Origin of the sequence: Bradyrhizobium rifense (assembly GCF_008123425.1) — a bacterium.
Classification (GTDB): domain Bacteria; phylum Pseudomonadota; class Alphaproteobacteria; order Rhizobiales; family Xanthobacteraceae; genus Bradyrhizobium; species Bradyrhizobium rifense.
This window is the reverse complement of the sequence record NZ_VSSS01000042.1, coordinates 63,360-87,610: the sequence shown is the minus strand read 5'-3', so window position 1 is coordinate 87,610 and position 24,251 is coordinate 63,360. Positions and strand designations below refer to the sequence as shown.

Below are 24,251 nucleotides of genomic sequence, written 5' to 3'. Positions count from 1 at the left end.
TTGAACGAATGTCACTTACCCTTGCGACCGCGCATTTCGGAGCAGCCTGCGACGGCTGAGACGGAGGCTCGCCTCCTGGGTGCAGCCAAACTCCGCACATCTCTTGATTTTGCGCGATTACCGTGCTATTGGCCTCGCCATGATTAAATGGTCGCGCAACGTTAACTTCTCGAACATGACCCGCTTCGGCTGGGCCGTGGAAGGAGTCGCGCGCTAGGAATTCGTCGACGACATCTTTTCCACCAGGCCCCGCCGGCATCGGACGGGGCCTTTTGTTTGGCCACGCTCCCTGCCGGCACAACAGCAGGAGCATGCGATGCCACCTCAACTGACGAACATCTCACCCGGGATTGAGGGCGATGCCGCAAGGCGCGTCCCCAAGCTCTCCATCGTGTCGGCCAAGAACGCCGTCGACCAGGCTTTGGCAGCACGCCTCAAGGCGTCCGCTGCAGCGCTGGACAACGCCTTGTCGGACGAGAACGCCGCCGGACCGACGCGAAGTATCCTCGGCTTGGTCAAGCAATGTTGGCGTGCGTTTCAGCAGCGGCGCCAGAACCGACCGCTCTCGTTGCAGGAATTGAGTGATAGGGAGCTGAGGGACATCGGCCTGACGCGCGGCGAGATCGACCATCTCACGCCTCAGCGATCGATCGATACGCTGAGAGACAGCACGCGGTATCTGTTGAACCGTGGTGGGATGTAAATGATCAACTGCGAGACGTGGACATGCGCTCTGAGAGCAGGCGGCGGCGAGAATGGCTGCTTGTTCTCAGGCGTGTCTTGCACCCGTGCCTGCTACTCCAGGAACGTCTCGGACTTCTCGTCGGGATTGTTTGTGGCGCCGTCCTTCAATTCGCGTTCGGCTTCGTGCCAGAATTCGTCCTCGCGCCCCTCAGGCTGTCCGGCGAGGTCCCACAATTGATGTGCACGGATTCGGATCTGTTCTTCGGTCGGGTTGGGCATGGGTCCGCTCGTTCATTGGGGACGTAAACGCGGCCACACGGGCGTTACATGGTATGACCACGCTGGCGACCGTCCCGCTCCGGATTCCGTCTCCGCAAATACAAGCTTTTCCAGCGAGGATTTGTTCCTGCCCTACGAGCTGCGGCCGTTTGGCAGAAGTCGCCACGCCCGGGATTGAGGTCCGGTACCGACAAAGCCGTTTGCCTTGCCACTTTTTCCACGGCAGTATGCCGGCAAAACAACCATAGGACGGGACAAGAAAATGGCGGCTCCCATCAAGTTCGGCGTTGGCCAAAGCGTGCTGCGCAAGGAGGATGACGCGCTCATCCGCGGCAAGGGCCGCTATACCGACGATTACGCGCCGCAGGCCGCGCTTCGCTGCCTGATGCTGCGCTCGCCGCATGCGCATGCCAAGTTCACCATCGACGCCAGCCGCGCCCGCACCCTTCCCGGGGTGGCGCTGATCCTGACCGCCGCAGAGGTTGGCGATCTCGGCAATCTGCCCTGCCTGTTCAATTTCGAGACCGATCCGTTCACCGGCCCGCCTTACCCGATCCTCGCCAAGGACGAGGTGCGCCATGTCGGTGATTGCATCGCCTTCGTCGTTGCCGAGACCATCGACCAGGCCCGCGACGCGATCGAGGCCATCGAGGTCAAATGGAGCCCGCTGCCGTCGGTGACCGGCCTCGTCAACGCCGTCAAAAAGGGCGCGCCGCAGGTCTGGCCGGACAAGCCCGGCAATGTGCTGTTCGACGTTTCGATCGGTGACAAGGCCGCGACCGAAGCTGCGTTTGCCAAGGCGCATACGGTGGCTGAGATCTCCATCGTCAATCCGCGCGTGGTCGCTAGCTTCATGGAGACGCGCGCGGCGGTCTGCGAATACGACGCCAAGAACGATCATCTCACGCTCACAATCGGCAGCCAGGGCAGCCACCGGCTGCGCGACATCCTGTGCCAGAACGTGCTGAATATCCCGACCGACAAGATGCGGGTGATCTGCCCCGACGTCGGCGGCGGCTTCGGCACAAAACTGTTTCCATATCGCGAATACGCCCTGGTGGCGGTCGCGGCAAAGCAACTGAAGAAAACGGTGAAATGGGCCGCGGACCGCACTGAGCATTTCATGGGCGACGCGCAGGGCCGCGACAACGTCACCACCGCGAAGATGGCGATGACTGAAGACGGCAAATTCCTCGCGATGGATTGCGACCTGATGGGCGACATGGGCGCGTATCTGTCGACCTTCGGCCCCTACATCCCGCATGGCGGCGCCGGCATGCTGCCCGGCCTCTACGACATCCAGGCTTTCCACTGCCGGGTGCGGACCGTCTTCACCAACAGCGTGCCGGTCGATGCCTATCGCGGCGCGGGCCGGCCCGAGGCGGCCTATGTCATCGAGCGGCTGGTCGATGCCTGCGCGCGAAAACTCGACATGACGCCTGATGGCATTCGCCGCAAGAATTTCATCCAGCCGAAGGCGCTGCCCTACAAGACCGCGACCGGCAAGGTCTATGATTCCGGCGACTTCGCCGCGCATCTGAAGCGCGCGATGGAGATCGGCGACTGGAAAGAGTTTTCCAAGCGCGCCAAGGCGGCCAAGAAGGACGGCCTGATCCGCGGCATCGGGCTTGCGAGCTATGTCGAGGTCTGCGGCACCATGGGCGAGGAGACCGCCAATGTGCGGATGGACCCCAATGGTGACATCACCGTCCTGATCGGCACGCAATCGAGCGGGCAGGGCCACCAGACCGCCTATGCGCAGATCGTCGCCGAGCAGTTCGGCGTCGCGCCGGAGCGCGTGCACGTCCACCAGGGCGACACCGCGATGATCGCCACCGGCCTCGGCACCGGCGGCTCGGCCTCGATCCCCTCCGGCGGCGTCAGCGTCGAGCGCGCCACGCGCGAGCTCGGCCAAAAGCTCAAGGAGATCGCGGCGCAGGCGCTGGAAGCCAGCGCCGGCGACCTCGAGATTACCGATGGCATCGTGCGCATCGCCGGCACCGACCGGTCGATCTCGTTCGCCGATCTCGCCAAGCGGCCGGGGGCCGATCCGTCCAAGCTGAACGCGAGCGCGACCTTTGCCAGCGCCGACGGCACCTATCCCAACGGCACGCATGTCGCGGAAGTCGAGATCGATCCGGCGACCGGCATCATCAAGATCGTCAACTACGTCATCGTCGACGATTTCGGCAAGACGCTCAATCCGCTGCTTTTGGCGGGCCAGGTGCATGGCGGCGCCATGCAGGGCATCGGCCAGGCGTTGATGGAGCAGGTGGTCTATGGCGCGGGCGATGGCCAGCTCATCACCGCGACCTTCATGGACTATGCGCTGCCGCGCGCGGCCGACGGCCCGTCCTTCGTGTTCGAGACCAACAATATTCCCTGCACGACCAATCCGATGGGCGTGAAGGGCGCGGGCGAGGCCGGCGCGATCGGCTCCTGTCCGGCCGTCGTCAACGCCATCGTCGACGGGCTCTGGCGCGAATACAAGATCGACCACATTGACATGCCGGCGACACCAGAACGTGTTTGGATCGCGATCAACGAGCATCATCGCCGCCACAGCCTCTAAAGCGCGATGATCTCATCGCGCTTTAGGTTGTTGTTTAAGCATGACCTTTTCGGAAAACCGCTGCGCACTTTTCCGGATCATGCTTTGAGCGCGGCTTCTCGGCGGCGGGAATAATCGCCCGCCGCCGGGTTCTAACCATGAATGACCTTCCCCCAAACCGACTTGCGAGCCGGAGAAACACGCCGATGAAACGAATTTTGATTGTCGCGGGCACCCTGGTGCTGGGTGCGGGCGCCGTGATGGCGCAGCAGGATATTGCCGTCCAGCAGGACAATCTGATGCGCTCGCAGGCCAAGAGCATGTACGGCGTCATCCTCAAGATGACGAAGGGCGAAATTCCCTACAATCAGAAAGCCGTCGACGAGGCGATCGCCAGTCTCGAGGCTGACGTCGCCAAGATCGCGAAGACCTTCGAGGTCAATCCCAAGCAGGACGTTGTGAACGCGACTTATGGTTCCTCGCCAAAGGTCTGGCAGAACAAGGCCGATTTCGACTCCAAGATTCCGCCGGTGCAGAAGGCGATCGCCGAGGTCAAGGGCAAGGTCACCGATGTGGCGAGCCTGAAGGCCGCCTACACTGCGATGAACGACCGCTGTACCGACTGCCACGAGACGTATCGGCTGAAGCTGAAGTAGCGGTTCCAGTTCGTAGCCCGGATGGAGCGCAGCGAAATCCGGTGAACTGTCGAAGCGGATAGGCCTGCCCCGGATTGCGCTTCGCTCCATCCGGGCTACGGCAGCTCACAAGCAAATTCTGTTCATATGGCCTGACGGATCGCCGTCAGAGTGGTTATGTTTGCTCGCGCCGTCGCGGCGTTGATGCGTCACGACGTCCGGAGTTCCGACGCGCGGCGACGATCTCAGTCAACAGCGAGGCAGGCCATGGTCAAACCGTTTCCGTCGAAGACCCATATCGGCAACCATATGCTGCATCCGGAAACGCTGATGCTGACCTATGGCTATGATCCGCAACTGTCGGAAGGCGCTATCAAGCCGCCGGTGTTTTTGACCTCGACCTTCGTGTTCAGGACGGCCGAGGACGGGCAGGACTTCTTTGATTTCGTCGCCGGCCGGCGCGAGCCGCCGGAGGGCATGGGCGCAGGCCTCGTCTATTCGCGCTTCAACCATCCCAACAGCGAGATCGTTGAGGACAGGCTCGCGGTCTATGAGCGCACCGAGAGCTGTGCGCTGTTCTCATCGGGCATGGCGGCGATCTCGACGACGATTTTGGCCTTCATCCGTCCCGGCGACGTCATCCTGCACTCCCAGCCGCTCTATGGCGGCACGGAAACGCTGCTGACCAACACGCTGGCGCGGCTCTCGATCGGCGCGGTCGGCTTTGCCGACGGCGTCGACGAGGCGGCGGTCAACCAGGCCGCCGAGGAGGCGATGCGCAAGGGCCGGGTTTCGATGATCCTGATCGAGACCCCGGCCAACCCGACCAACGGCCTCGTTGATGTCGCGCTGATGCGCCGCGTCGCCGACGCCATCGGCAAGGCCCAGGGCCACACGCCGATCATCGCCTGCGACAACACGCTGCTCGGGCCGGTGTTTCAGCGGCCGATCGAGCATGGCGCTGATATTTCGCTGTACTCGCTGACCAAATATGTCGGCGGTCATTCCGATTTGATCGCGGGCGCGGCCCTCGGCGCCAAGGCGATCATGAAGGGCATCAAGGCGTTGCGCGGCGCCATCGGCACCCAGCTTGATCCGCATTCCTGCTGGATGATCAACCGCTCGCTGGAAACCTTGAGCCTGCGCATGGACAAGGCCAACAGCAACGCGCGCCTCGTCGCGGATTTCTTGCGCGACCACGCCAAGGTGGCGAAGGTGCACTATCTCGGCCATCACGAGGAGACCTCGCCTGCGGGGCGCGTGTTCGCGCGGCAATGCTTAGGTGCGGGATCGACGTTCTCGTTCGACATCGTCGGTGGTCAGGCGGCGGCCGAGAAATTCCTCAACGGCTTGCAGATCTTCAAGCTCGCGGTCAGCCTGGGCGGAACGGAATCGCTGGCGAGCCTGCCGGCAACGATGACCCATTCCGGCGTGCCCGCCGACATCCGCCGCAAGATCGGCGTGCTGGACTCCACGATCCGGCTGTCGATCGGCATCGAGCACCCGTCGGACCTGATCGCGGATCTTGAGCACGCGCTGAACGCCGCTTGAACGGGACTCAAAGCGGATTGGACGTGCGGCATGCCGACATGATGGCCGCGGCTGCCTCGTTGGACTGGGCGCCAGAGAGCTGCCGCACGAGGCAGATGTAATAGCCCTTGCTGGACGCATTCAGCAGGGAGTCGCCATTGACCACCAGCCAGTTGCAGGCCGAACGGATGTACTGGACGGCGAGGGGCGATCTCGTATCGCGGATCGCCGACAACTCGCATTGAGCCTGCCTTTCCATGTCGGTTTGCGCGACGACCGGACCGGAGAACGCAACAAGCGCTCCGGCAACGACGGCGCCGGTCAGGACGTGTAATAGCGCGCGAGCAGGCTTCCGGCAGGCGCCTTGGTGCGATAGCGTGTCAGAGAAGGCCGGATAATTCGCGTTGGGAGTGGTCATGTTGCGCCCCTTGGCTCTGGAGGCGATCATAATGCTTCAGATCGGTGGCACAATGGCCGGTGCCATCGTTCAGCCAAGGTTCGGCCTCTCATGAGCGATCCTGCCCGGGAGGCACGACTTCGCGCGCGGGTTGTCGAGCTGGCGCGGGCCCAGGACCCTTACGCGCACATCTTTGCGGGCAAGGAATTTCGGCGCGATTACGTCGCCGCGCGCACGGTCGCCTGGAGCGCGCTGTTCAAGGACATCCGCGATACGACGAGTCGCGTGCTCGAGATCGGCTCGAAAGAAGGGCGCTCTGCGCTGTTCTGGCTCGAATTCTTCGCCAGCGCCCATCTCACCTGCGTCGATCTCTTCAATGACGAAGATGCCGGGCGTTTCGATCGCAACCTCGCCGCCTATGGTCCGCGGCTGCGCAAGATCGTCGGCACCTCGATCAAGGCTCTCGGCAGCTTGCGCGAAGAGAATGCGGTGTTCGATTTCATCTATGTCGACGGCAGCCATCAGCGCGACGACGTGATGATCGATTGCCTCGGCGCCTGGCGCCTGCTGCGCCCGGGCGGTGTGATGCTGATGGACGATTACACCTGGAAGCCGGAAAATCCGGATTCGGAGCGCGTTGCGCCCGCCGTCGACATTTTTCTCGCCTGGCACGACGATGCCGAGGTGATCCTCAGGAGCCATCAGGTCGCCGTACGCAAGCGTCCCGCCTGACTCGTCCCAGCTGGAATCGGAAAGGCCGGACGCTTGGTGCGCCCGGCCTTCGCCGATGAAGTTATTACAAAACTTACTTCGTCACCTGGCCGCGGATTTCGCCGCCCGGGTTGGCCGCGGTGTGAATGTTGACGTAGAGCTTGCCGGCGAGGAGATCTGAGGCCTGCGCGTCGGTCAGCGTCGCCGAGCCTTCGGCCGGGCTGGTGGCGATGCCCGCGATCGGGACCGCGACGCCGGCGTTCTTGCCGACCTCGGCGGGGCCGTGGAAGTGGGCGGCGGTGGCAGGGCCGGAGAGGCCGGAATAGCTCACCTTCCAGGACAGCTTCTTGGTGGCGGCGTCATAGTCGAGATCGGCCGTGCCGGTGCCGCTGCTGGTGGTCGCCGGCACTTCGGACTTGCCGTCCAGCGTCGCCTTCAGTTTCTCCGCACTGGCCGAGCCTGCGAATGCGACGGCGGCTCCGAGCGCCAGCGTGGCAAAAAGCGCTTTGTTCATGGGTCTCTCCCTGTTGACGCCTGATTGCTGTCAACTTGCAAACAGTGCGGTTCGGACTTTATTCCCGGATTCCGATCAAACCATCTAAATTATTCGTGGCTGGAGCGACCGCGGGATCATCCCGTAAATTCGCCAGAGCCCGATAGGATCCTAAATGCTGCGACGAATAATCTCTGTCATCCTGATCGCCGCTGTCGCAGCCTTTGCCGCCTACTGGTGGCTGACTGCGCCGACCGCTTTGGCCTTGCCGGCGCCGACGCGCGGGCCTGATCTCGCCAATGGGCAGGAGCTGTTCAATGTCGGCGGCTGCTCGTCCTGCCATGCCGTGCCCAATCAGCCTGATCGTCTCAGACTTGGCGGCGGCCTGGCGCTCGGCTCGCCGTTCGGAACGTTCTATGCCCCGAACATTTCCCCCGACCCGACCTACGGCATCGGCCGCTGGAGCGAGGCCGATTTCGTCAACGCGGTGATGCGCGGCATCTCGCCTGAGGGCACGCACTATTTTCCGGCGTTTCCCTACACCTCCTACCACATCTCGAAGGTCGACGACGTCCGCGATCTCTTTGCTTACCTGAAGACGCTGCCGCCGGTGACCGGCCGGGTGCGCGACCACGATCTGCCGTTTCCCTTCAACATCCGCCGCAATGTCGGCATCTGGAAATTGCTGTTCATGGACGTCAGGCCGGTCATGCCGGATGCAGCGCGGTCCGCGCAATGGAATCGCGGCGCCTATCTCGTGAACGGTTTTGGTCATTGCGCCGAATGCCACAGCCCGCGCAACGCCCTCGGTGGGATCAACCGGGGCGAACGCTTCGCCGGTGGTCCCAATCCCGAAGGTGAGGGCTGGGTACCGAACATCACGCAGAAGGGTATTGGCGGCTGGAGCGAGAAGGATATTGCCGACTTCCTGGAGACCGGCGACATGCCCGAAGGCGACAGCGCATCGGGCTCGATGCGGCCGGTGATCAGGAACCTCGCGCAGTTGACGCCGGAGGATCGCGCCGCGATGGCCGCCTATCTGAAGTCGCTGCCGCCGGTCGACGGCCCGACGCCGCCCAAACGCAAGGAGGGTGGCGGCTGAAGCAGGCCCTTTCCAATTGACACGCCGTGATTGCGCCCGCATCGTCGCCAATCCGGGAATTGGAATTGCGTCGCAATGGGGCGTGAGTTTTTCGTGCAGCTGTGGCTGATCGCTTCGACGTGTGATTTTACCGTATCGCACGAAGCGCGCCCCGCGGCTCAGCCGTTCGGTTGAGATCGTGCCAAAGCTCCCGGCTGCGCTCGGCCCCCGTCATCTCACGTTGTTTCGCGCCGCTCTCGGACAGGGCCAAATCGCCATCGACGCCTTTCGGGCCTGGCGCGCCTCCGAGCCGCTCGATGCGGCCGACGAGGTCGTCTACCGCACCATGCCGCTGCTTGTGGCGACCGCCGACATGGCCGGCATTGTCGATGCCGACACCAAAAAGATGCGCGGCGTCGTCAAGCATGTCTGGCTGTCGAATGCGACGCGGGTGCGCGATGTCGTCGCGGCGTCCGCAGCGCTCAAGGCCGCCGGCATCGCCGCGCTGCTGATCAAGGGCGGCGCGCTGTTCGCGCGCGACGGGAGCTACATGGCGAAGCGCATGACGGGAGATTACGATCTCCTGGTCCGCCGCACTGATGCGCCGCGCGCGATCGAGCTGCTGCGGCAGGCCGGTTTCCGCAGCCACGGCATGCGGGTCGAGCTGTTCCAGGAATCCGATTTCGATCGCGACATCCATGCGGTGGCGATGTCGCGGGCCGGCTTCGCCCGGGCCATCGACCTGCACTGGCGGGCCCTGTTCTGGCTCGACGACGAAGGCTTTACTGAAGAGCTGTTCGCGACCGCCGAGACCGGGACGCTGCTGACCCATGAGGTGCTGATCCCCGGTGTTGCCGAGCATCTGGCGATCGCGGCGATGCGGCCGGAGCCCGCCGATCAGAACGAGATGGTGTCGCGCGCGCTCGAATTCGTCCATGTGCTTGAAAGCAAAGCCGGCGCGAAGGTCGATTGGGACCGCTTCCGCGCCATCGTGACGCGCTACAATGGCAGCCTGTTTGCGGCGCAATTGCTCGACGTGGTCGCGCGCGAGATGCCGGCCCTCATTCCCGATGGTCTGGTGGAGCAATTGTGGGACTACGGCCCGCCGGGGAAGTCGATCGAGATCGCAATCCGCGCGGTGCCGCGCGCGCAGCGCACGCCATGGCAGCAATTCGGCGTCGCCTTCTTCACGTCACTTCGCGCGCGCTTCAAGGCGCCGTTCCGGGTGTGGGATTGGCCAAAACTGCCCGGCGCGGCGATCGCGGCGCTCGATGCAGGCATCGTGCATTTCCCACACTTCAGAGACGCGATCCTGAAGCGGATCTGGCAGCAGATTGCGCGCGCGGCGTATCCGTCGCGCGGGAGCGGCGTCTGGTTCGGGCAGGGATTTTCCATTCCGGAGGACGAGGGGCGGTGGACCGACCGTCACTTCGCGGTCCTTGAAGTGCCCGTCGGCGAGCAGACGCGCGATCCCGTCGCCGTGGAGCTCGTGGTGGTGCCGTTCCTGCCGCCTGGCACGGACAATTTTCGCTTCGTCGCCTATGCCGGCATCGGATCGGTCCAGCAGATGGCGGCGGGGCGCGCTGATGCGATGCCGTACAAGATCGCGCTGCAGGCAAGCGTCGTAGGCCGCGGCCAACGCAAGATCGTCGTTGCGCTGCGGATGCTCGATGGCCAGCGCCCGGCGGACATCGGCCATTCGATCGATCCCCGCCTGCTCGGGCTGTTCGTGAAGCAGGTCGCGATCAACGGCGTGACGGTGTTCACTCCGGCGGGCGCCGGGCCTTGATAGCCTTGCGCAGCGCCAGCAGCGTCTCGCGGTTCTGAGCGTCCGTGTTGATGCGTCCGCCATTGCCGAGATGCAGCCGGCGGCGCACGACGACGTCGTCGACATGCGCGCTTGTCAGGCCGTGCTGCTTGGCGCGGCCGAGCCATGCGATGAAGAAGGTCGCGGGCAGGCTCTCGTCGAACGGCCCGGCGCGGTCGAGCGCAGCGCGCCGGATCAGCATGCATTGCTTCAGCTCGCCCGGCATAACCGTGACCGCGGGCCTGAGGCGCTCGCGCTGTTCGTCCGGTACGTCGGGGCTGACGAATTGCTCGACCTTGCCGAACACGGCCTCGACGTCGCCCTGACGCTCCAGCAGCGCCAGCTGCAGCTCGAGCTTGCGCCGCGTCCAGAGGTCGTCCGCATCGCAGAAGCCGATCAGATCGCCTTGCGCGGTCGCGAGCGCCTTGTTGACGGCGACGGCCTGGCCGCTGTTGTCTTGCGTGAGCACGGTGATGCGGTCGCCGAACTGGCCGAGCACATGGCGTGTGCCGTCGGTCGAGCCGTCGTCGATGACGATCACTTCATCGGGCGGCACGGTCTGGCCGAGCACGCTCGCGACCGCCTCGGCAATGTAGGCCTCGGCATTGTAGGCGGCGATGATGACGGAGACACGCATGTCGGTGCGGCCTCAGAGCCGTTGCAGTTGATCGGCGAACGCGGCGGGAATCTCGGCAGGCCTGGTGCCGGTATCGGCAAAGAACACGGGCGCGAGACCTGCGATCCGCGCCACCTTTTCGGCAATCCTGTTCGGCCATCCCGGCAGCTCGTAGGCCGTGGTCGGCAGCAGCGCGCGAAATGCATCCGATTGCTTCGCAGGCGTGAATTCAGGTGACGTCGCACCGCGCCGGCGCGGAATGAAGAGCGCCCGCAACTTGCCGCCGCCGATGCGCTCGCCGAGATTGGCAAGGCTGAGCTCGTGGCGCAGTTCGCCGTTGAAATCCGACACCGGCGTGGTGTCGCCGATGAGGTCGCCAAACGCGTCGACCAGGGCAGGGCGCAGCCGCGCCGAGCAGAACAGCGGCTCGATCGCGCCGGTGGCGCTGTTGACCGCGACGAAGTCGTCGCCCGCGTAGCGCCAGCCGGCCTTGACGCAGGCGAGCGCCGCAGTGGTCTTGCCGCTGTGACCTTCACCGGCGAGCAGCGTGAAACCTGCCGTGCTTCCGATGGCCGCGGCATGGACGGCGCACCAGGGCGTCTCGTGCATCAAAGCGTGGATCAGCGAGATCGCGGGACGGCTGCGGATCCAGGGCGGCGCCTCGCCCTTCGGTAGCCATGCGATGCCGCGCCGCGCCACCAGATCGATCGCGTACAGCACGGGAATGATGGCCGGCTGCCATACCGAATAGATGCCGTCCTCGATCAGGAGCCGCGGTTTTTCAGAGGCCTCCGGCACCAGCGCCGAGAGATCATGGTCGGCAGCGGTGATGAAGCGGAGGTCGAGATCGACGCTGTCTCCCGCGCGCTGGACATAGGCCGGCAGGAACATGCGGGCCAGATCCTGCGACGCGAAGCTGAGGCGCAAGGCGAACGGCCCGCAGCGCGCCTGCGCTTCGATCGGCTCTGATGCTGTCCTGGCGAAGACCCCCGCGATCTCCCGCCGGATGAGATCGCTAGCTTTCATCTAGTTCTCTTGTAGTTTTTCTTGGTTCTCGCGCAGCGGCCAGCCTTCTTCGCCGGCATCGTGCACGGGATCCATCAACAACAGCTCCCGCAGATTGTCGAAGCGCTGGAATTCCGGGGCGACGAATGCGCCCGACAGCATCGGTGTCCAGGTCTCGATGGGGGCCTCACTGCGCGCATCGGCGGCACCGTTCGCGATCAGGCCTTCCGCCAGCATGCTGTCGACGAAGGCTTGCACCTGTTGCGTGATCGACGTCACATCGCCGTCCGTCGCGGCAGCCAACGCGCGTCCGATCTCCTCAACCGTTCGGTTGAGCTTGAGGCCGAGCCAGATCTGCGCAGCGCTGCCGTCGAGGTTATAGTAGACGCCATTCTGATAGTTGGCCAACACGACTTCACTATCGAATTGCTGGCTGATCAGCAGCGGCACCGTCGTGGTGAGGGCCATGACTTATAGTACCATGACTTGCAGTACTCACTTCAATTCCAAAGATCGCAATTCGAAGGCCCGGACGCTAGCACAGGCGCCCGGCGGCGCAACATCGCGGCCTGCGCCAATTGCGCCGGCTAGCTGGCGCCAAACGCCTTGAAAGTGATGATGGTGAGCGTGTCCTGGATGCCGGGCAGCACCTGCACTTTCTCGTTGATGAAGTGGCCGATGTCGGTGTCGTTGTCGACATAGAACTTCACCAGCAAATCGTAATGGCCAGCCGTGGAGTAGATCTCGGAGGCGATCTCGGCTTCGGCAAGCGCATTGGCGACCACATAGGATTGGCCAAGCTTGCATTTGATCTGGACGAAGAAGGGAACCATTGCAGTCACTCCGAAAGCGTATTCTTCCGGCTAATAGGCCAAAACCGGCCGGATTTAGCAAGCGGACTTGCTGCCCGCGGGGATAAGACACCCGCGCGCAAATACCGGTTTTGCCCTACGAATTCACCGTCGCCGCGGCGAAGGCGTCCCTGAGCCGCTGGGCGAGCTCGGTCCTGCGATAGGGCTTGGTCAGGACCACCGCTTCCGCCTGCGCACGGCCCTGCTCGACCAGGGTCTCCAGCGCATAGCCCGAGGTGAACAGCACCGGCAGGCCCGGCCGAATCCGCCGGGCCTGGTCGGCGAGCTCCCAGCCGCTCATCCCGCCGGGCATGACGATATCGGTGAACAGCATGTCAATGCCGGGGTCGGCGCGCAGCCGCTGCAGGGCCTCGTTGCCGTTGACGGCGGCGACGACGCGATAGCCGAGCGCCTCGACCCTTTGGATGACCGAGGAGCGCACGAACGGATCGTCCTCCGCGATCAGGATGGTCTCGTGCCCGCGCGGCGCGGTGTCCTCGCTGTCCAGCACGTCGGTCGGCGATTGTCCGCCGCCGGCGCGCGGCAGGTAAATCCGGACCGTCGTCCCCAGACCCTGCTCGCTATAGATCGCGACATGGCCGTCAGACTGCTTTGCGAAGCCATAGACCATGCTCAGCCCGAGCCCCGAGCCCTTGCCGACCTCCTTGGTGGTGAAGAACGGCTCGAACGCGCGCTCGATCACCTCGGGTGTCATGCCTTCACCGTCATCGGTGACGGAGATCAGCGCGTAGCTGCCAGATGCCACTTCCGGGTGCATGGCACGATAGTCCTCGTCGATTGCGGCGAGCTCCGTGCTCAGCGTCAGATGTCCGCCGGACGGCATCGCGTCCTGCGCGTTGAGCGCAAGGTTCAGCACGGCGGATTCGAGCTGGGCACGGTCGGCAAAGGCCTGGATGGTGCCAGGACCGAATGTCGCCTTGATCTCGATGTTTTCACGCAAGGTCCGCTTGAGCAGCTTGAGCATGGACTGCAGCAGGTCGCGGCAATCGATCGCCCGCGGCTGGAGCAGCTGGCGACGGCTGAACGCGAGCAGCCGCTGCGTCAGCTCAGCGCCGCGTTCGCCGGACTCGCAGATGTCGTCGGCAAATTGCCGCAGGTCGGGCCGGGTCTTGAGCTGCTCGCTCAGAAGCTCGGCATTGCCGATGATGACGGTCAGCAGATTGTTGAAGTCATGGGCGATGCCGCCGGAGAGCTGGCCGACCGTCTCCATCTTCTGCGCCTGCTGGAGCTGCTGCTCGGTCAGCTTGCGTCTGGTCAGGTCGTGAACGATGCCGACGTAGATCAGCTCGCCGTCCTGCCACGCCTGGCCCACCGAAAGGTCCATCGGGAAGGTCGATCCGTCCTTGCGCAGACCGGCGGCTTCCCCGGTTGCGAGACGCCGCGCATGACTGGTGGATGAGGGTCTCTTCTCGTCGGACATCAGCATTCCAATGTCGAGATTCATGACCTCGTCGGCGCGATAGCCGAACAACCGTTCGCAGGCGGGGTTGAACAGCAGAATGCGGGCTTGCGCATCGAACAGGATGACGCCGTCCACCGCGGTCTCGACCACGGCGGTGAGGCGCGTCATGCTCTCGCGCATCGCGCGCTGGGCGTCACCGACTTGTTTGAGCAACAGCGTCGCGTCCCGGCTCTTGATCTCCTCCTCTTCGAGTGCGGCCCGAACCTTCTGCAGCTCGAACGGGGAGGGGATCGTCAGGATTTTTGGCAGCAGCGGCCAGAGCGCGGCTGCGGTGAAGATCGACGCGATCGCTGTCGCTGCCTTGACCAGGCCCTCGATGCCGTAGATCGGAACCCAGAGCGTGTAGATCGACAGCACGTGCGTCAGGCCGCAGGCCATGATGAAGATCGCGAACGCCCAAAAGACCCAGCCGAACTGGAGGTCGCGCCGTTTGGTGACGAGGATCGCGAGCGCAAACGGGATCGAGAAATAGGCCAGTGCAATGCAGGCGTCCGAGACGACGTGCAGCCAGATCAGCTCGGGCTCCCAGAGCAGGCAGATGCCGTGCGGTGAAAACATCGAGGAGTCGAGGATGCGTTCGAAGTAGGCCCACATGATTCCACTCCGATAGACTTGCGGGCCAGGGGCGAGCCCGCAACATTGTCGTTGGACGGTTGCACCGCTAACGTCTCACTCCTCGGTATCGACGCCAAGGGCCAAGGCGATATCGGGCTAAATTTTGCAGCGTTTGCATGGTCGAGGGTCGACAGCGCCTCGCCGGATTACGGCTGGCTGATTCGCCGGTGCCGCGAATCGCGGCCGATCCGGCTTGCTGGGGCCCCGCGAGCGCGCTAGGACAGGCCATGGCGGTGTCCTTATCAAGCAAGTGTCTTCCGCGATGACGACGCCCGTGGCGCTCACCATCGCAGGGTCCGATTCGAGCGGCGGCGCCGGCATTCAGGCCGACCTGAAGACTTTTGCCGCGCTCGGGGTCTATGGCGCGTCCGCGATTACGGCGCTGACGGCGCAGAACACCAAAGGCGTTACAGGCATTCATGCGGTGCCCGCGGAATTTGTCACCGCGCAGATCGATGCGGTGTTCTCCGATCTCGATGTCGGCGCGGTGAAGATCGGCATGGTGGCGCAAGCCGGGAGCATCGATGCGATCGCCTCTGCGCTGGCGCGCTGGAAACCTCGTCATATCGTGCTCGACCCCGTGATGGTCGCAACCTCGGGCGATCGCCTGCTCGCCGCGGAAGCAGTCGAGGCGTTGCGTACGAAGCTGATGCGGCTGGCGTCGGTGATCACGCCCAATCTGCCGGAGGCGGCCGCGTTACTGGACGAGCCGATCGCGCGAAGCGAGACCGAGATCGAAAGCCAGGGGCGTCGTCTGCTCGAACTCGGCTGCCGCGCGGTCCTGATCAAGGGCGGGCATGGCGAGGGCCGTGAGAGCATCGACTATCTCGTCAGCGCCGACAAAACGATCGCGCTTGCGGCGTCGCGCGTCGCCACGCGCAACACCCATGGCACCGGCTGCTCGCTGTCCTCGGCGGTTGCGGCGGGCCTCGCCAAGGGCGAGGTTCTCGAGACGGCCGTGCGCAACGCCAAGGGCTGGATCAGTGCGGCGATTGAAGCTGCCGACCGCTTCAGCGTCGGACACGGCCACGGGCCGATCCATCATTTCCACAAGTTTTACTGACGCCGGCTGCGGATCGCGGGCCGGCACTGTCGGCCCTCAAGACAACGTTCCTGCGAGAGCCATCAAGGTGGCAAACACTCCAAGCGGTACAAGGTGCGAAAATTCGCGGTGGCGCAGGACGGTCAGAACCGCGGCCAAAATGATTGCCGCACCTAGCGCCAGGCCAACAACGCGACTGGCAGGGAGCGCAATCAGAAGGGCGCTGACCATCTCCAGTCCGCCTGTAAGGCTGCCCCACCAGCGCGGGTAACCCCATCGAACGAAGCTGCTTTGCGTCGCGGACGTGCCGATCGCGTTGTAGAGGCCTGCGCCAAAGGGTCCGGCGACGAGCAGACAGACAGAAACAACATGGGCCATCTCAGGGCACATCCATCATCATGGGGATGGCTGCCAGAACCATGATTGCCGCCGTGAGGCCGTGAATGCCGAACGCGCTTCTTGCAGAGCCTTTGCGGCCAAGCACGACCAGCATGTCGCCGATGGGGATGATGGCTTCAACAAGCAGGATGATGCCGACCCCGCGGGGGACACCCCACGCCATGAATGCCAGCACGGTCAATCCCGACGCGATGTCGCGAACGCCCTTGAGGCGAAGCCACCAGTCAGTGTTGGCGCCGTCTTCAGGGAGCGGCAGGCCGAAACTGCGCGTCGCGGTCCTCGGGCTCACGACATATTGGGTGCCGATCGCGATGATCCCGAAAGCCAGGAGCACTGCTGTTCCAAGCGGAAGCCAATGCATGAGATTCATTTCTATCTATCCACGATAATCTAGCGTTGCTAGGTTATGTAGTCTAGCATTGCTAGATCGTCAAGCATCGATAATAAGTGTCGACCATCTTGGCCTGGGAGATCGAAGGTTGGGGATCGCCGAGCGGAAAGACAGGCAGCGTGCTGAACGTGAACGCCGGATCGTCGCGGCGGCGCGCGTGATCGCGGAGCGCGAGGGATGGAACGCCGTTACGATCCGTCGGCTTGCCGACGAGATCGAACACAGTCAGCCGGTCCTCTACTCACATTTCGAAAACAGGGATGCGATCGTCACCGCAGTAGCCCTCGAGGGTTTCCGGGACATCGCCGTGGCTCTTCGGGAGGCGGCAAGCGGGCCGACCGGACGAAACGCCATCAAGAATGTCGCGACGGCCTATCTCGCCTTTGCACTCCGCAATCCAGCGCTCTATGAGGCCATGTTCACTCTTCCGACGAATCTGCGCTTCGCCGAAGCCGGGACCAGACCGGAACTACGGGCCGGTTTCGAAGCGCTTGCGGCGGTCGTGACGCCGTTTTGCGTCGATGTGGAGGTCGCGACCGAGACCTTTTGGGCGGCCCTGCATGGGCTCGTTGAACTCGAACGTTCGGGCCGAATTAGGCTCAGCGCGCGGAGTGAACGCATCGCCTTCATTGTTCGGACGATCGTCGTTTCCGGAAAATAGCGCGCCTACGACTCGCGTCATTTGGTGTGTGCCGCGCTCCGGCCCGGACTTTTGCGGGCACCCAGTGCCGCCTCATGTCGCCTGATTGTCGCATGCGACTGATATTCGCGGGGAGGGCGAGGCGAGGTTTGATTCGTATCTGAGGGTGCCTCAAAGGTTCAATTGGTCATCCCCCTGTCACGGGACATTGTTACAGGCTGTCGCATGGGAAGTTACGATGTGAGTGACGAGAGCCCTGAAAGGCGCTTTCGCACCTTGTTTATCTCCGACGTTCATCTCGGAGCCCGCGGCTCGCAAGCCGACCTTTTGCTGGACTTCCTGCGCTACCACGATGCCGACACGATCTATCTCGTCGGCGACATCGTCGATGGCTGGGCGCTGAAATCGAGCTGGCACTGGCCGCAATCGCACAACGATTTGGTGCAGAAGCTGCTGCGCAAGGCGCGCAAGGGCGCTAAGATCATTTACGTGCCCGGCAATCACGACGAGTTCCTGCGCAACTATTACGGCACGCATTTCGGCGGCATCGACGTCGTCGAGAACACTGTCCACACCGGCGTGGACGGCAAGCGTTATCTCGTCATCCACGGCGACATCTTCGACCTTGTGGTGCAGAACGCGCGCTGGCTCGCCCATCTTGGCGACAAGGCCTACGACTTCGCGATCCAGATGAATCGCTTCGTCAACTTCTTCCGCCGCCTGTTCAAGGTGCCCTACTGGTCGCTGTCGCAATGGGCCAAGCAGAAGGTCAAGAACGCCGTCAACTATATCGGCGCGTTCGAGCAGGCGCTCTCGGCCGAAGCACGACGCCATGACGCCGACGGCGTGATCTGCGGCCACATCCACTACGCCGTAATCCGCGACGAGAACGGCATCCGCTACATGAATTGCGGCGACTGGGTCGAGAGCTGCACTGCGCTCGTCGAGCACGATGACGGCCGTTTCGAGATCATCACCTGGGCGGACCACGCGCAGAAACCGGCACAGGTGCCGCAGGTGGCGGCAAGGGCGGCTTGATGCGCATCCTGGTCGCGACCGACGCCTGGCACCCGCAAGTCAACGGGGTGGTTCGGACGCTGACCAAGCTCGCTGACGCCGCCAAGACGCTGACCGTCGAAGGTCTTGGTGTCGAGTTCACGTTCCTGACGCCGCAATCGTTCCGCACCTTTGCGATGCCGAGCTATCGCGACGTGCGGCTCGCCATGCCGCGCCCGGCGCGGATCGCAAAGCTGATCGAGGAAGCGCGGCCCGACAGCATCCACATCGCGACGGAGGGGCCGATCGGCCTGATGGTCCGCCGCTATTGCCGGCAGCGCAAGCTGCCGTTCACGACCAGCTTCCACACCCGCTTTCCCGAATATGTCCGCGCCCGGGTGCCGGTTCCGGAATCCCTGATCTGGCGGGCGCTGCGGCGTTTCCATGGCCCGAGTCGGGCCGTGATGGCGGCAACGCCCGCGCTGGCCCGGGAGCTCGGCGAGCGCGGTTTCGACAATGTCGTGCTGTGGCCGCGCGGCGTCGACACCCATTTGTTCCATCCTCGCGCCATCGACCTCTGCCTGCCGGCCCCGGTGTTCCTTTCGGTCGGCCGCGTCGCGGTGGAGAAGAACCTCGAGGCGTTCCTCGACCTCGATCTGCCCGGCACCAAGGTGATCGTCGGCGACGGCCCGGCGCGCAACGCACTGGAAGAGGCCTATTCGGACGCGATCTTCCTGGGTGAGAAGCACGGCGAGGAATTGGCCGATATCTATGCGGCGGCCGACGTCTTCGTGTTCCCGAGCAAGACCGACACGTTCGGCCTGGTCCTGCTCGAGGCGCTGGCGAGCGGCCTGCCGGTCGCGGCGTTCCCGGTGAAGGGGCCGCGCGACGTCATCGGCGATGCGCCGGTGGGTGCGCTGGACCATGATTTGCGCCATGCCTGCTTCGCGGCGCTCGATATCTCCAGGCAGGCCTGCGTCGAATTCGCCTCCAATTACACCTGGGAAGCCTCGGCGAGGGCTTTTGTGGACAGCATTTTTGCGGTTGGCGCGGTGCTGCCGGCTCGGAATGGGGCGGACCCGGACCGGTTTGCCGCCTGAGAAGTGTAGATTCTTGTTTTGACGCGTTTTTCTTCACGCGAACCGGTATCCACTTCGCTCGAAAACGCTATGGGATCCTCGCGCGGAGGTGTCTTGCCCGCGCCGCATCCGTCGCGATAACATCTGACATGACCGAACAGCCCCTTCCGATCGGCCCTGCCGATATCGATGCCGCAGCGCGCGTGCTCGCGCCCTTCGCCGTCCGCACCCCGCTGTTGTCCTTTCCCGTGCTCAACGAGCGCGTCGGCGCAAAAGTGTTCCTGAAGCCGGAGATGCTCCAGCGCACCGGCTCCTTCAAGTTCCGAGGCGCCTTCAACAAGGTGTTCTCGATCCCGCAGGACAAGCGCGCCGGCGGCGTCGTCGCGTTCTCCTCCGGCAACCACGCCCAGGGCGTGGCGGCGGCGGCAAAAATCCTCGACATGCAGGCGACGATCGTGATGCCGGCGGACGCGCCGCTCTCGAAGCGTGAGCGCACCAAATCCTATGGTGCCGAGGTCGTGCTCTACGATCGCGACCGCGACGACCGTGAGGCGATCTCGCGCGGCATCGCCGAGAAGCGCGGCGCGACGCTGGTCAGGCCCTATGACGATCCCTTCGTGATCGCAGGGCAGGGCACCGCCGGCCGCGAGATTGCCGAGGACATGGCGACGCTCGGCCTCTCACCCGACATCGTGGTGGCGCCGGCCTCCGGCGGCGGCCTGATTGCAGGCGTCGCGACCGCCGTGAAGGCGCGCTATCCGCAAGCCGAGATCGTGGTGGCCGAGCCCGAGGCATTCGACGATCACGGCCTGTCGCTGACCGCAGGCCATCGCGAGCCGCACGCGCCGGCGGGCCGTACCATCTGCGATGCGCTGATGGCGCTGATCCCCGGCGAGATGACCTTTGCGATCAACAGCAAGCTTTTGGCGCGCGGCGTGACCGCGTCGGACAAGGAAGTCGGCGCGGCCGTCGCCTTTGCCTATCGCGAGCTGAAGCTCGTGGTCGAGCCCGGCGGTGCGGTGGGCCTTGCTGCTCTGCTTGCGGGGCGTCTCGACGTCACTGGGAAGAACGTGGTCATCGTGCTCTCCGGCGGCAACGTCGATGCGGATCTGTTCGCCGAGCTAGTGGCCTGAGTTTTTGAGCTTCTGACATGACGAAGGGGCAGAGCGTTGCCGCTCTGCCCCTTCGTCATGTGTGGCTGATGCGATCAGTGCATGAAGCTGCGGTGGTTGTTGCCGCCGTTTGACTGGTTCATCGACTGACGGAGGTTGTTGCCGCCGCCATTCCCCATCGCATTGAACTGCGGCCGGTTGTTCTGCTGGTTGTTCAGGACCTGCACCTTGTTCACCGGGTTGTTGTTGAGCTTCACGCCGTTATTGATACGGATCGGATTGTTCTGCGTCTGAACGTTCACCGGCTTCGCATCGACGGTCGTACCGCCCTTGCCGATCGTCACGGGCATGCTCACGACCTTGCCAGGGTTGCCATTGGCCGTGCCGGCATTGTTGTTGCCGGTGTTCTGATTGGTGGTGGTTACCGGCAGTGTCGTGATCTTGCCGATGCCGCCATTGTTCGTCGTCGTGTTGGTCGGCGCGGGCAGGGTGACGATCTTACTGACGCCGTCGACCGGCTTCTGCACCACCGGCAGATTGGTATTCATCTGCGAGCCGCCATTGCCCTGCTGGATCAGCGGCATGTATTTGGGCTGGCCGAGATTGCCGATCTTGAGCGTCGGGGCAATACTCTGCGGAGCCAGAAACTTGGTCGCCTGCATCAGGGGGATCAGCTTCGGCTGCGTCTCGAGCTTCAGCGCCATCTGCGCATAGGGAGTGTTGCTGTAGTTTTTATAGAAGGCCTGATAGCCGATCGGCGAGTTCGTCAGCACCGCCTGGTGCCAGGCTTGCGTGAGCAGAAGGTTCGACAGCAGCCAGCGGATGTGGTCGCACAGCGGGTCGTGCGGATACATCTGGATGAACTCCTGATAGTATTCCGGCCGGCCCTCCGACACGACGTAGTCATAGGCCTGGCGCGTCGAACGGCTCGGCAGGTTCGAGGCCATCTGCACCACCGGTGCGTTCACCGGCGCGCGGTTGGCAGCGACCGCCGTGTCGCCGAAGAAGGTGAAGTCGGAGGTGAGCGAGGAGCTCTCCCACGGAATCTGCGCGCCGCTGGTGGTCTGGTTGACCTGGAGCCGCACGCGCTTGAACAGCTGCTCGATCGGCACGTTGGGCTCGCGCGCGACGTTCAGGAAGGCCTGCGTGTAGGGGCTGTGGCCGCCATTGCCGTCGAGCGCTTCGGCGCCCGGCGCGGTCGAATAGCCGACGATGGAGCCGTTCGGCGCATCGACGATGGCAAGGCCGCGGCCGGCGTCGTTGACGTTGGGAAACGGGTTGTTGCGGCAGGCGTCGAGGATGACGATGCGCATCCGGCTCGGGATCGTCTCCAGCGTCGACATCACGTCGACCAGACGGACCGAGTCGTTGACGAGCTCGGTCTGGTTCGAGACCTTCGCGTCAACAGGGACGAGATAGTTCTCGCCGGCGAGCTGCACGCCGTGACCGGCGTAATAGACCATCGCCACCGTATTCGGACCGCGCGCGGACACTTTTGCCGAGAAATCCTTTACCACGCGCAGCATGTCGTTCTGGCCGAGGTTGGTCGCCGAGATCACCTCGAAGCCGGCCGAGTTGAGGAACTGCGCCATCGACTGCGCGTCATTGTCGGGATTGGCGAGCTGCGGCGCGTTCTGGTAGTTCGAATTGCCGATCACCAGCGCCACCCGCTGCTCCGGGCCTTGCAGCGCGGCGGGTGCTGCCGGTTCGACAGGGGCGACTTGTGCGGAAGCGGGGCCGCAGGCGAAGCCGAACAGGCTTCCCAGCAGGCCGGCGGTCATCAGGGCGGATTTCAGGCGGAACATGTGTGCTCCCTCGGGCTCATCTCGATGCGAGATTGGTTGCGAGGAAGCTAGGCCGCGTTCGAGTTCCGGTCCGTGATTGCGATCACCGTCATACGCTGCGTGATCCAAATCACGCAGCGAGCTGGCAAAGCTCAGATGATGCCTGTGGTGCGCGATCCCAGGCGGGCGCCGATGACGTCGATCTTCTGCGGGCCGAGCCACGGCGAAACCAGCCGCCGGGCGCGCGTCATCACCGCGCTGCGGCGGCCATGGCCGACGATGGGCGCGCAGTGGGCCTCCTGCGCATCCTGCTCGCCGTGCTGTCGGAGATACTCCGCGAAGTTGCTCATGGTCTCGTCGACCTTGAGCAGCGTTTCGCAAGGCGCGCCTTCTGCGAAGATCACGTCATGGGTCGCGAGCTTGATGTGGAAGAATTCGAGCGTTTCGTGCGCATCCGCCGCGTCGAGCGCAATCGTCGTGCCGTTGACGAGGTTGCCTGCGGGGACGAGGAGGCCGTCGACGAGCACGGCGTGACCCTGGGTCACGTAGAGATCGGTGTGCGGCACGTTGGGCGCGAGCGCCGAGCGGGCGATGCGGACCGGCCGTGCGCTCCTGGTCCAGGGTCTGGTGGAATCGCTCCTGGTGCGGCTGAAGCGGCCGATCCACTGGATCGCGCGTAGGCCGCCGAACATCGTGGGCAGCAGATCGCCGACGACGAGATCCTCGATCCTGCGCTCACCGTCTGCCGTTGAAATCCGCGTGCCCTTGAGGAAGCAATTGCCGCCAGCGGCGGCGCGGCCGCCGCCACCAACAAAATTGGCTGTGACGCGCCTGCCGTCGGCCATCGCGGCGCGCGTTGTCATCGCGCTCGCGGCAACGCCTGCTGCGGCCGCACCAAGGCTTCTCGATAGGATCGCACGGCGCGTGGCTGTGCTCGACGACGGCGTCGTGTTGTTCGACATCGCGCTTAAGTCCCTGTGTATGCAATCGGCTTGTGTGCAATCGGCGCGATCGTTGCTGCCGTGCTGTCGCCTGTTGGCCGCGACCTATAGCAGAAATCAGCGTGCGAATGAGTCTAAACTTAACGCTATCGGACAATAGGCCGCGCGTCGTGCGGGCGTCTCAATAGTGTCGTATTGGCAGGCCGCTGAAATAGTAGTTCACGCCGATGCGCACGATGTTGTCGTCGAATGCGACGTGACTGCGATCGAAGGCCGCACCGAGATTGGGCGTGGCGAAGCCGCCGTCGTTCAGTTTCACATAGAGATATTCGATCTTCGCCGACCATGCCGGCGCAAACGCCCATTCGGCACCTGCACCTACGGTCCACCCGGATCGCCACGACGAGGTGCTGTCCTCTACGGCGCCGGTTGCAGTCGACTTCAGACCGGCCTCAATGCCTGCACCGGCATAGCCCGCGGTTGCATAGAGCAGCACGTTTCCGGGCGTATATCCGATGCGCCCGCGAACGGTGCCGAGCCATTGCACTTTCGTGAAGCTTGAAAAATCCGGATTGCCGGCGGGGCCGCTGTCGAGCGAGCTGCCGTTCTGTCCGGTCCACGACAAATCGCTTTCGACACCGAACACCCAGCTTGCGAGCTGCCAGTTGTAGCCGGCCGTGCCGCCGACAATGCCGCCATTGACGTTGAACCGCGGCGTATCGTCGAGCCCGGTCAGATGATCGGTATGTTTGCTGCGTCCAAAGCCGCCGCCGCCGGCGAGGCCGACATAGGCGCCCTGCCAGCCATAAACCGGCGCACCGCGCAGGGGAGGATCTGCAGGCAGGTCGGCGGCCAAGGCGCTCATGCTCGCGGCGACGCACGCGATGCCGGCAACAGCCATCGAGATCGGAAAGGAAAACTTCATCGGAGGCAGGCCTCAACTCGCTGCGGTCGCAGAACGCGCGACCGCTGCCCTCGTGATGTAGACGTTTGCCGAGGCTGGACTCCGCACAAATTTCTCCACGCACTTTTCGTCGCACGTCATTGGGACGAATTGTGAACGTCACAAAATGTGCGGAGGGGTCGAGAGAGGGCGCAGCGCCTGCCTCAATTCCGTCATTGCGAGCGC

25 protein-coding genes are annotated in these 24,251 nt (G+C 63.9%); 12 read left to right on the top strand and 13 right to left on the bottom strand.

The window, feature by feature from the left end; all coding sequences use genetic code 11:
* The first annotated feature begins 316 nt into the window (after positions 1 to 316).
* Entirely contained in the window at positions 317 to 703 is a 387-nt protein-coding gene (locus FXB40_RS27430) for a DUF1127 domain-containing protein (RefSeq protein WP_148775251.1), read from the top strand.
* Positions 704 to 795: 92 nt separating this feature from the next.
* Here FXB40_RS27430 and FXB40_RS27425 read toward each other — a convergent pair whose 3' ends face one another.
* Positions 796 to 963 (bottom strand): DUF2934 domain-containing protein, encoded by a 168-nt coding sequence (locus FXB40_RS27425; protein WP_148775250.1) that lies wholly within the window; start codon positions 961 to 963, stop codon positions 796 to 798.
* Between the two features lie 262 nt (positions 964 to 1,225).
* Between FXB40_RS27425 and FXB40_RS27420 the strand changes: the two genes are divergently transcribed.
* The 3 genes from FXB40_RS27420 to FXB40_RS27410 all read left to right on the top strand — a co-directional run bounded on the left by FXB40_RS27420 (position 1,226) and on the right by FXB40_RS27410 (position 5,700).
* A complete protein-coding gene (locus tag FXB40_RS27420) occupies positions 1,226 to 3,535 on the top strand; it encodes a xanthine dehydrogenase family protein molybdopterin-binding subunit (RefSeq protein WP_148775249.1) in 2,310 nt (769 codons plus the stop codon).
* A 185-nt stretch (positions 3,536 to 3,720) separates the two neighbouring features.
* Positions 3,721 to 4,170, top strand: coding sequence for a c-type cytochrome (locus FXB40_RS27415; protein ID WP_148775248.1), 450 nt, complete (start codon positions 3,721 to 3,723; stop codon positions 4,168 to 4,170).
* A gap of 246 nt (positions 4,171 to 4,416) precedes the next feature.
* Entirely contained in the window at positions 4,417 to 5,700 is a 1,284-nt protein-coding gene (locus tag FXB40_RS27410) for a cystathionine gamma-synthase family protein (protein ID WP_148775247.1), read from the top strand.
* Between the two features lie 7 nt (positions 5,701 to 5,707).
* On the opposite strand, the gene FXB40_RS27405 is transcribed toward FXB40_RS27410, so the two are convergent.
* Positions 5,708 to 6,097 carry a VF_A0006 family four-cysteine protein gene (locus FXB40_RS27405; RefSeq protein ID WP_246207990.1) on the bottom strand — a complete coding sequence of 130 codons (390 nt, stop codon included), beginning with the start codon at positions 6,095 to 6,097 and terminating at the stop codon, positions 5,708 to 5,710.
* A gap of 90 nt (positions 6,098 to 6,187) precedes the next feature.
* Between FXB40_RS27405 and FXB40_RS27400 the strand changes: the two genes are divergently transcribed.
* The gene (locus FXB40_RS27400) at positions 6,188 to 6,808 is read left to right on the top strand and encodes a class I SAM-dependent methyltransferase (RefSeq protein ID WP_148775246.1); all 621 of its coding nucleotides are present in this window, start codon (positions 6,188 to 6,190) and stop codon (positions 6,806 to 6,808) included.
* 73 nt (positions 6,809 to 6,881) lie between these two features.
* On the opposite strand, the gene FXB40_RS27395 is transcribed toward FXB40_RS27400, so the two are convergent.
* Entirely contained in the window at positions 6,882 to 7,301 is a 420-nt protein-coding gene (locus tag FXB40_RS27395; RefSeq protein ID WP_148775245.1) for a CHRD domain-containing protein, read from the bottom strand.
* A gap of 154 nt (positions 7,302 to 7,455) precedes the next feature.
* Here FXB40_RS27395 and FXB40_RS27390 point away from each other — a divergent pair, with 154 nt between their 5' ends.
* Positions 7,456 to 8,382 (top strand): c-type cytochrome, encoded by a 927-nt coding sequence (locus tag FXB40_RS27390; RefSeq protein WP_148775244.1) that lies wholly within the window; start codon positions 7,456 to 7,458, stop codon positions 8,380 to 8,382.
* Between the two features lie 178 nt (positions 8,383 to 8,560).
* Positions 8,561 to 10,150, top strand: coding sequence for a nucleotidyltransferase family protein (locus tag FXB40_RS27385; protein WP_246207989.1), 1,590 nt, complete (start codon positions 8,561 to 8,563; stop codon positions 10,148 to 10,150).
* On the opposite strand, the gene FXB40_RS27380 is transcribed toward FXB40_RS27385, so the two are convergent.
* The 5 genes from FXB40_RS27380 to FXB40_RS27360 form a co-directional block, all read right to left on the bottom strand.
* Positions 10,125 to 10,805, bottom strand: coding sequence for a glycosyltransferase family 2 protein (locus FXB40_RS27380; RefSeq protein WP_148775243.1), 681 nt, complete (start codon positions 10,803 to 10,805; stop codon positions 10,125 to 10,127). The genes FXB40_RS27385 and FXB40_RS27380 overlap by 26 nt on opposite strands.
* A gap of 12 nt (positions 10,806 to 10,817) precedes the next feature.
* Positions 10,818 to 11,810, bottom strand: a complete 993-nt coding sequence (locus tag FXB40_RS27375; RefSeq protein WP_148775242.1) for a hypothetical protein — start codon at positions 11,808 to 11,810, stop codon at positions 10,818 to 10,820.
* Positions 11,811 to 12,257 (bottom strand): PqqD family protein, encoded by a 447-nt coding sequence (locus FXB40_RS27370; RefSeq protein ID WP_148775241.1) that lies wholly within the window; start codon positions 12,255 to 12,257, stop codon positions 11,811 to 11,813.
* 119 nt (positions 12,258 to 12,376) lie between these two features.
* Positions 12,377 to 12,622, bottom strand: coding sequence for an Lrp/AsnC ligand binding domain-containing protein (locus tag FXB40_RS27365; protein WP_148775240.1), 246 nt, complete (start codon positions 12,620 to 12,622; stop codon positions 12,377 to 12,379).
* Between the two features lie 115 nt (positions 12,623 to 12,737).
* A complete protein-coding gene (locus FXB40_RS27360) occupies positions 12,738 to 14,717 on the bottom strand; it encodes a hybrid sensor histidine kinase/response regulator (RefSeq protein ID WP_148775239.1) in 1,980 nt (659 codons plus the stop codon).
* A 283-nt stretch (positions 14,718 to 15,000) separates the two neighbouring features.
* Here FXB40_RS27360 and thiD point away from each other — a divergent pair, with 283 nt between their 5' ends.
* Positions 15,001 to 15,801, top strand: a complete 801-nt coding sequence (thiD, locus tag FXB40_RS27355) for a bifunctional hydroxymethylpyrimidine kinase/phosphomethylpyrimidine kinase (RefSeq protein WP_148775238.1) — start codon at positions 15,001 to 15,003, stop codon at positions 15,799 to 15,801.
* A gap of 36 nt (positions 15,802 to 15,837) precedes the next feature.
* Here thiD and FXB40_RS27350 read toward each other — a convergent pair whose 3' ends face one another.
* Positions 15,838 to 16,158 carry a DoxX family protein gene (locus tag FXB40_RS27350; protein WP_148775237.1) on the bottom strand — a complete coding sequence of 107 codons (321 nt, stop codon included), beginning with the start codon at positions 16,156 to 16,158 and terminating at the stop codon, positions 15,838 to 15,840.
* Position 16,159: 1 nt separating this feature from the next.
* Complete coding sequence (locus FXB40_RS27345; RefSeq protein ID WP_148775394.1) at positions 16,160 to 16,540, bottom strand: DUF4267 domain-containing protein; 381 nt, start codon at positions 16,538 to 16,540, stop codon at positions 16,160 to 16,162.
* A gap of 118 nt (positions 16,541 to 16,658) precedes the next feature.
* Here FXB40_RS27345 and FXB40_RS27340 point away from each other — a divergent pair, with 118 nt between their 5' ends.
* The 4 genes from FXB40_RS27340 to FXB40_RS27325 all read left to right on the top strand — a co-directional run bounded on the left by FXB40_RS27340 (position 16,659) and on the right by FXB40_RS27325 (position 20,418).
* The gene (locus FXB40_RS27340) at positions 16,659 to 17,231 is read left to right on the top strand and encodes a TetR/AcrR family transcriptional regulator (RefSeq protein WP_148775236.1); all 573 of its coding nucleotides are present in this window, start codon (positions 16,659 to 16,661) and stop codon (positions 17,229 to 17,231) included.
* A gap of 204 nt (positions 17,232 to 17,435) precedes the next feature.
* Positions 17,436 to 18,248 (top strand): UDP-2,3-diacylglucosamine diphosphatase, encoded by an 813-nt coding sequence (locus FXB40_RS27335; protein WP_148775235.1) that lies wholly within the window; start codon positions 17,436 to 17,438, stop codon positions 18,246 to 18,248.
* Positions 18,248 to 19,306 carry a glycosyltransferase family 4 protein gene (locus FXB40_RS27330; protein WP_148775234.1) on the top strand — a complete coding sequence of 353 codons (1,059 nt, stop codon included), beginning with the start codon at positions 18,248 to 18,250 and terminating at the stop codon, positions 19,304 to 19,306. The genes FXB40_RS27335 and FXB40_RS27330 overlap by 1 nt, the downstream gene beginning before the upstream one ends.
* Before the next feature lie 128 nt (positions 19,307 to 19,434).
* Positions 19,435 to 20,418 carry a threonine/serine dehydratase family protein gene (locus FXB40_RS27325; protein WP_148775233.1) on the top strand — a complete coding sequence of 328 codons (984 nt, stop codon included), beginning with the start codon at positions 19,435 to 19,437 and terminating at the stop codon, positions 20,416 to 20,418.
* Positions 20,419 to 20,492: 74 nt separating this feature from the next.
* On the opposite strand, the gene FXB40_RS27320 is transcribed toward FXB40_RS27325, so the two are convergent.
* The 3 genes from FXB40_RS27320 to FXB40_RS27310 form a co-directional block, all read right to left on the bottom strand.
* Positions 20,493 to 22,202, bottom strand: a complete 1,710-nt coding sequence (locus tag FXB40_RS27320) for a caspase family protein (RefSeq protein ID WP_148775232.1) — start codon at positions 22,200 to 22,202, stop codon at positions 20,493 to 20,495.
* A 131-nt stretch (positions 22,203 to 22,333) separates the two neighbouring features.
* Complete coding sequence (locus FXB40_RS27315; RefSeq protein WP_148775231.1) at positions 22,334 to 23,143, bottom strand: Hint domain-containing protein; 810 nt, start codon at positions 23,141 to 23,143, stop codon at positions 22,334 to 22,336.
* A gap of 160 nt (positions 23,144 to 23,303) precedes the next feature.
* Positions 23,304 to 24,047, bottom strand: a complete 744-nt coding sequence (locus FXB40_RS27310) for an outer membrane protein (protein WP_246207988.1) — start codon at positions 24,045 to 24,047, stop codon at positions 23,304 to 23,306.
* Positions 24,048 to 24,251 lie beyond the last annotated feature (204 nt).

Excerpts from the sequence above, each read along its gene's own strand:
- FXB40_RS27430 (WP_148775251.1), top strand. The coding sequence starts at position 317 with ATGCCACCTCAACTGACGAACATCTCACCCGGGATTGAGGGCGATGCC.
- FXB40_RS27425 (WP_148775250.1), bottom strand. The coding sequence starts at position 963 with ATGCCCAACCCGACCGAAGAACAGATCCGAATCCGTGCACATCAATTG.
- FXB40_RS27420 (WP_148775249.1), top strand. The coding sequence starts at position 1,226 with ATGGCGGCTCCCATCAAGTTCGGCGTTGGCCAAAGCGTGCTGCGCAAG.
- FXB40_RS27415 (WP_148775248.1), top strand. The coding sequence starts at position 3,721 with ATGAAACGAATTTTGATTGTCGCGGGCACCCTGGTGCTGGGTGCGGGC.
- FXB40_RS27410 (WP_148775247.1), top strand. The coding sequence starts at position 4,417 with ATGGTCAAACCGTTTCCGTCGAAGACCCATATCGGCAACCATATGCTG.
- FXB40_RS27405 (WP_246207990.1), bottom strand. The coding sequence starts at position 6,097 with ATGACCACTCCCAACGCGAATTATCCGGCCTTCTCTGACACGCTATCG.
- FXB40_RS27400 (WP_148775246.1), top strand. The coding sequence starts at position 6,188 with ATGAGCGATCCTGCCCGGGAGGCACGACTTCGCGCGCGGGTTGTCGAG.
- FXB40_RS27395 (WP_148775245.1), bottom strand. The coding sequence starts at position 7,301 with ATGAACAAAGCGCTTTTTGCCACGCTGGCGCTCGGAGCCGCCGTCGCA.
- FXB40_RS27390 (WP_148775244.1), top strand. The coding sequence starts at position 7,456 with ATGCTGCGACGAATAATCTCTGTCATCCTGATCGCCGCTGTCGCAGCC.
- FXB40_RS27380 (WP_148775243.1), bottom strand. The coding sequence starts at position 10,805 with ATGCGTGTCTCCGTCATCATCGCCGCCTACAATGCCGAGGCCTACATT.
- FXB40_RS27375 (WP_148775242.1), bottom strand. The coding sequence starts at position 11,810 with ATGAAAGCTAGCGATCTCATCCGGCGGGAGATCGCGGGGGTCTTCGCC.
- FXB40_RS27370 (WP_148775241.1), bottom strand. The coding sequence starts at position 12,257 with ATGGCCCTCACCACGACGGTGCCGCTGCTGATCAGCCAGCAATTCGAT.
- FXB40_RS27365 (WP_148775240.1), bottom strand. The coding sequence starts at position 12,622 with ATGGTTCCCTTCTTCGTCCAGATCAAATGCAAGCTTGGCCAATCCTAT.
- FXB40_RS27360 (WP_148775239.1), bottom strand. The coding sequence starts at position 14,717 with ATGTGGGCCTACTTCGAACGCATCCTCGACTCCTCGATGTTTTCACCG.
- thiD (WP_148775238.1), top strand. The coding sequence starts at position 15,001 with ATGACGACGCCCGTGGCGCTCACCATCGCAGGGTCCGATTCGAGCGGC.
- FXB40_RS27350 (WP_148775237.1), bottom strand. The coding sequence starts at position 16,158 with ATGGCCCATGTTGTTTCTGTCTGTCTGCTCGTCGCCGGACCCTTTGGC.
- FXB40_RS27345 (WP_148775394.1), bottom strand. The coding sequence starts at position 16,540 with ATGCATTGGCTTCCGCTTGGAACAGCAGTGCTCCTGGCTTTCGGGATC.
- FXB40_RS27335 (WP_148775235.1), top strand. The coding sequence starts at position 17,436 with ATGGGAAGTTACGATGTGAGTGACGAGAGCCCTGAAAGGCGCTTTCGC.
- FXB40_RS27330 (WP_148775234.1), top strand. The coding sequence starts at position 18,248 with ATGCGCATCCTGGTCGCGACCGACGCCTGGCACCCGCAAGTCAACGGG.
- FXB40_RS27325 (WP_148775233.1), top strand. The coding sequence starts at position 19,435 with ATGACCGAACAGCCCCTTCCGATCGGCCCTGCCGATATCGATGCCGCA.
- FXB40_RS27320 (WP_148775232.1), bottom strand. The coding sequence starts at position 22,202 with ATGTTCCGCCTGAAATCCGCCCTGATGACCGCCGGCCTGCTGGGAAGC.
- FXB40_RS27315 (WP_148775231.1), bottom strand. The coding sequence starts at position 23,143 with ATGTCGAACAACACGACGCCGTCGTCGAGCACAGCCACGCGCCGTGCG.
- FXB40_RS27310 (WP_246207988.1), bottom strand. The coding sequence starts at position 24,047 with ATGAAGTTTTCCTTTCCGATCTCGATGGCTGTTGCCGGCATCGCGTGC.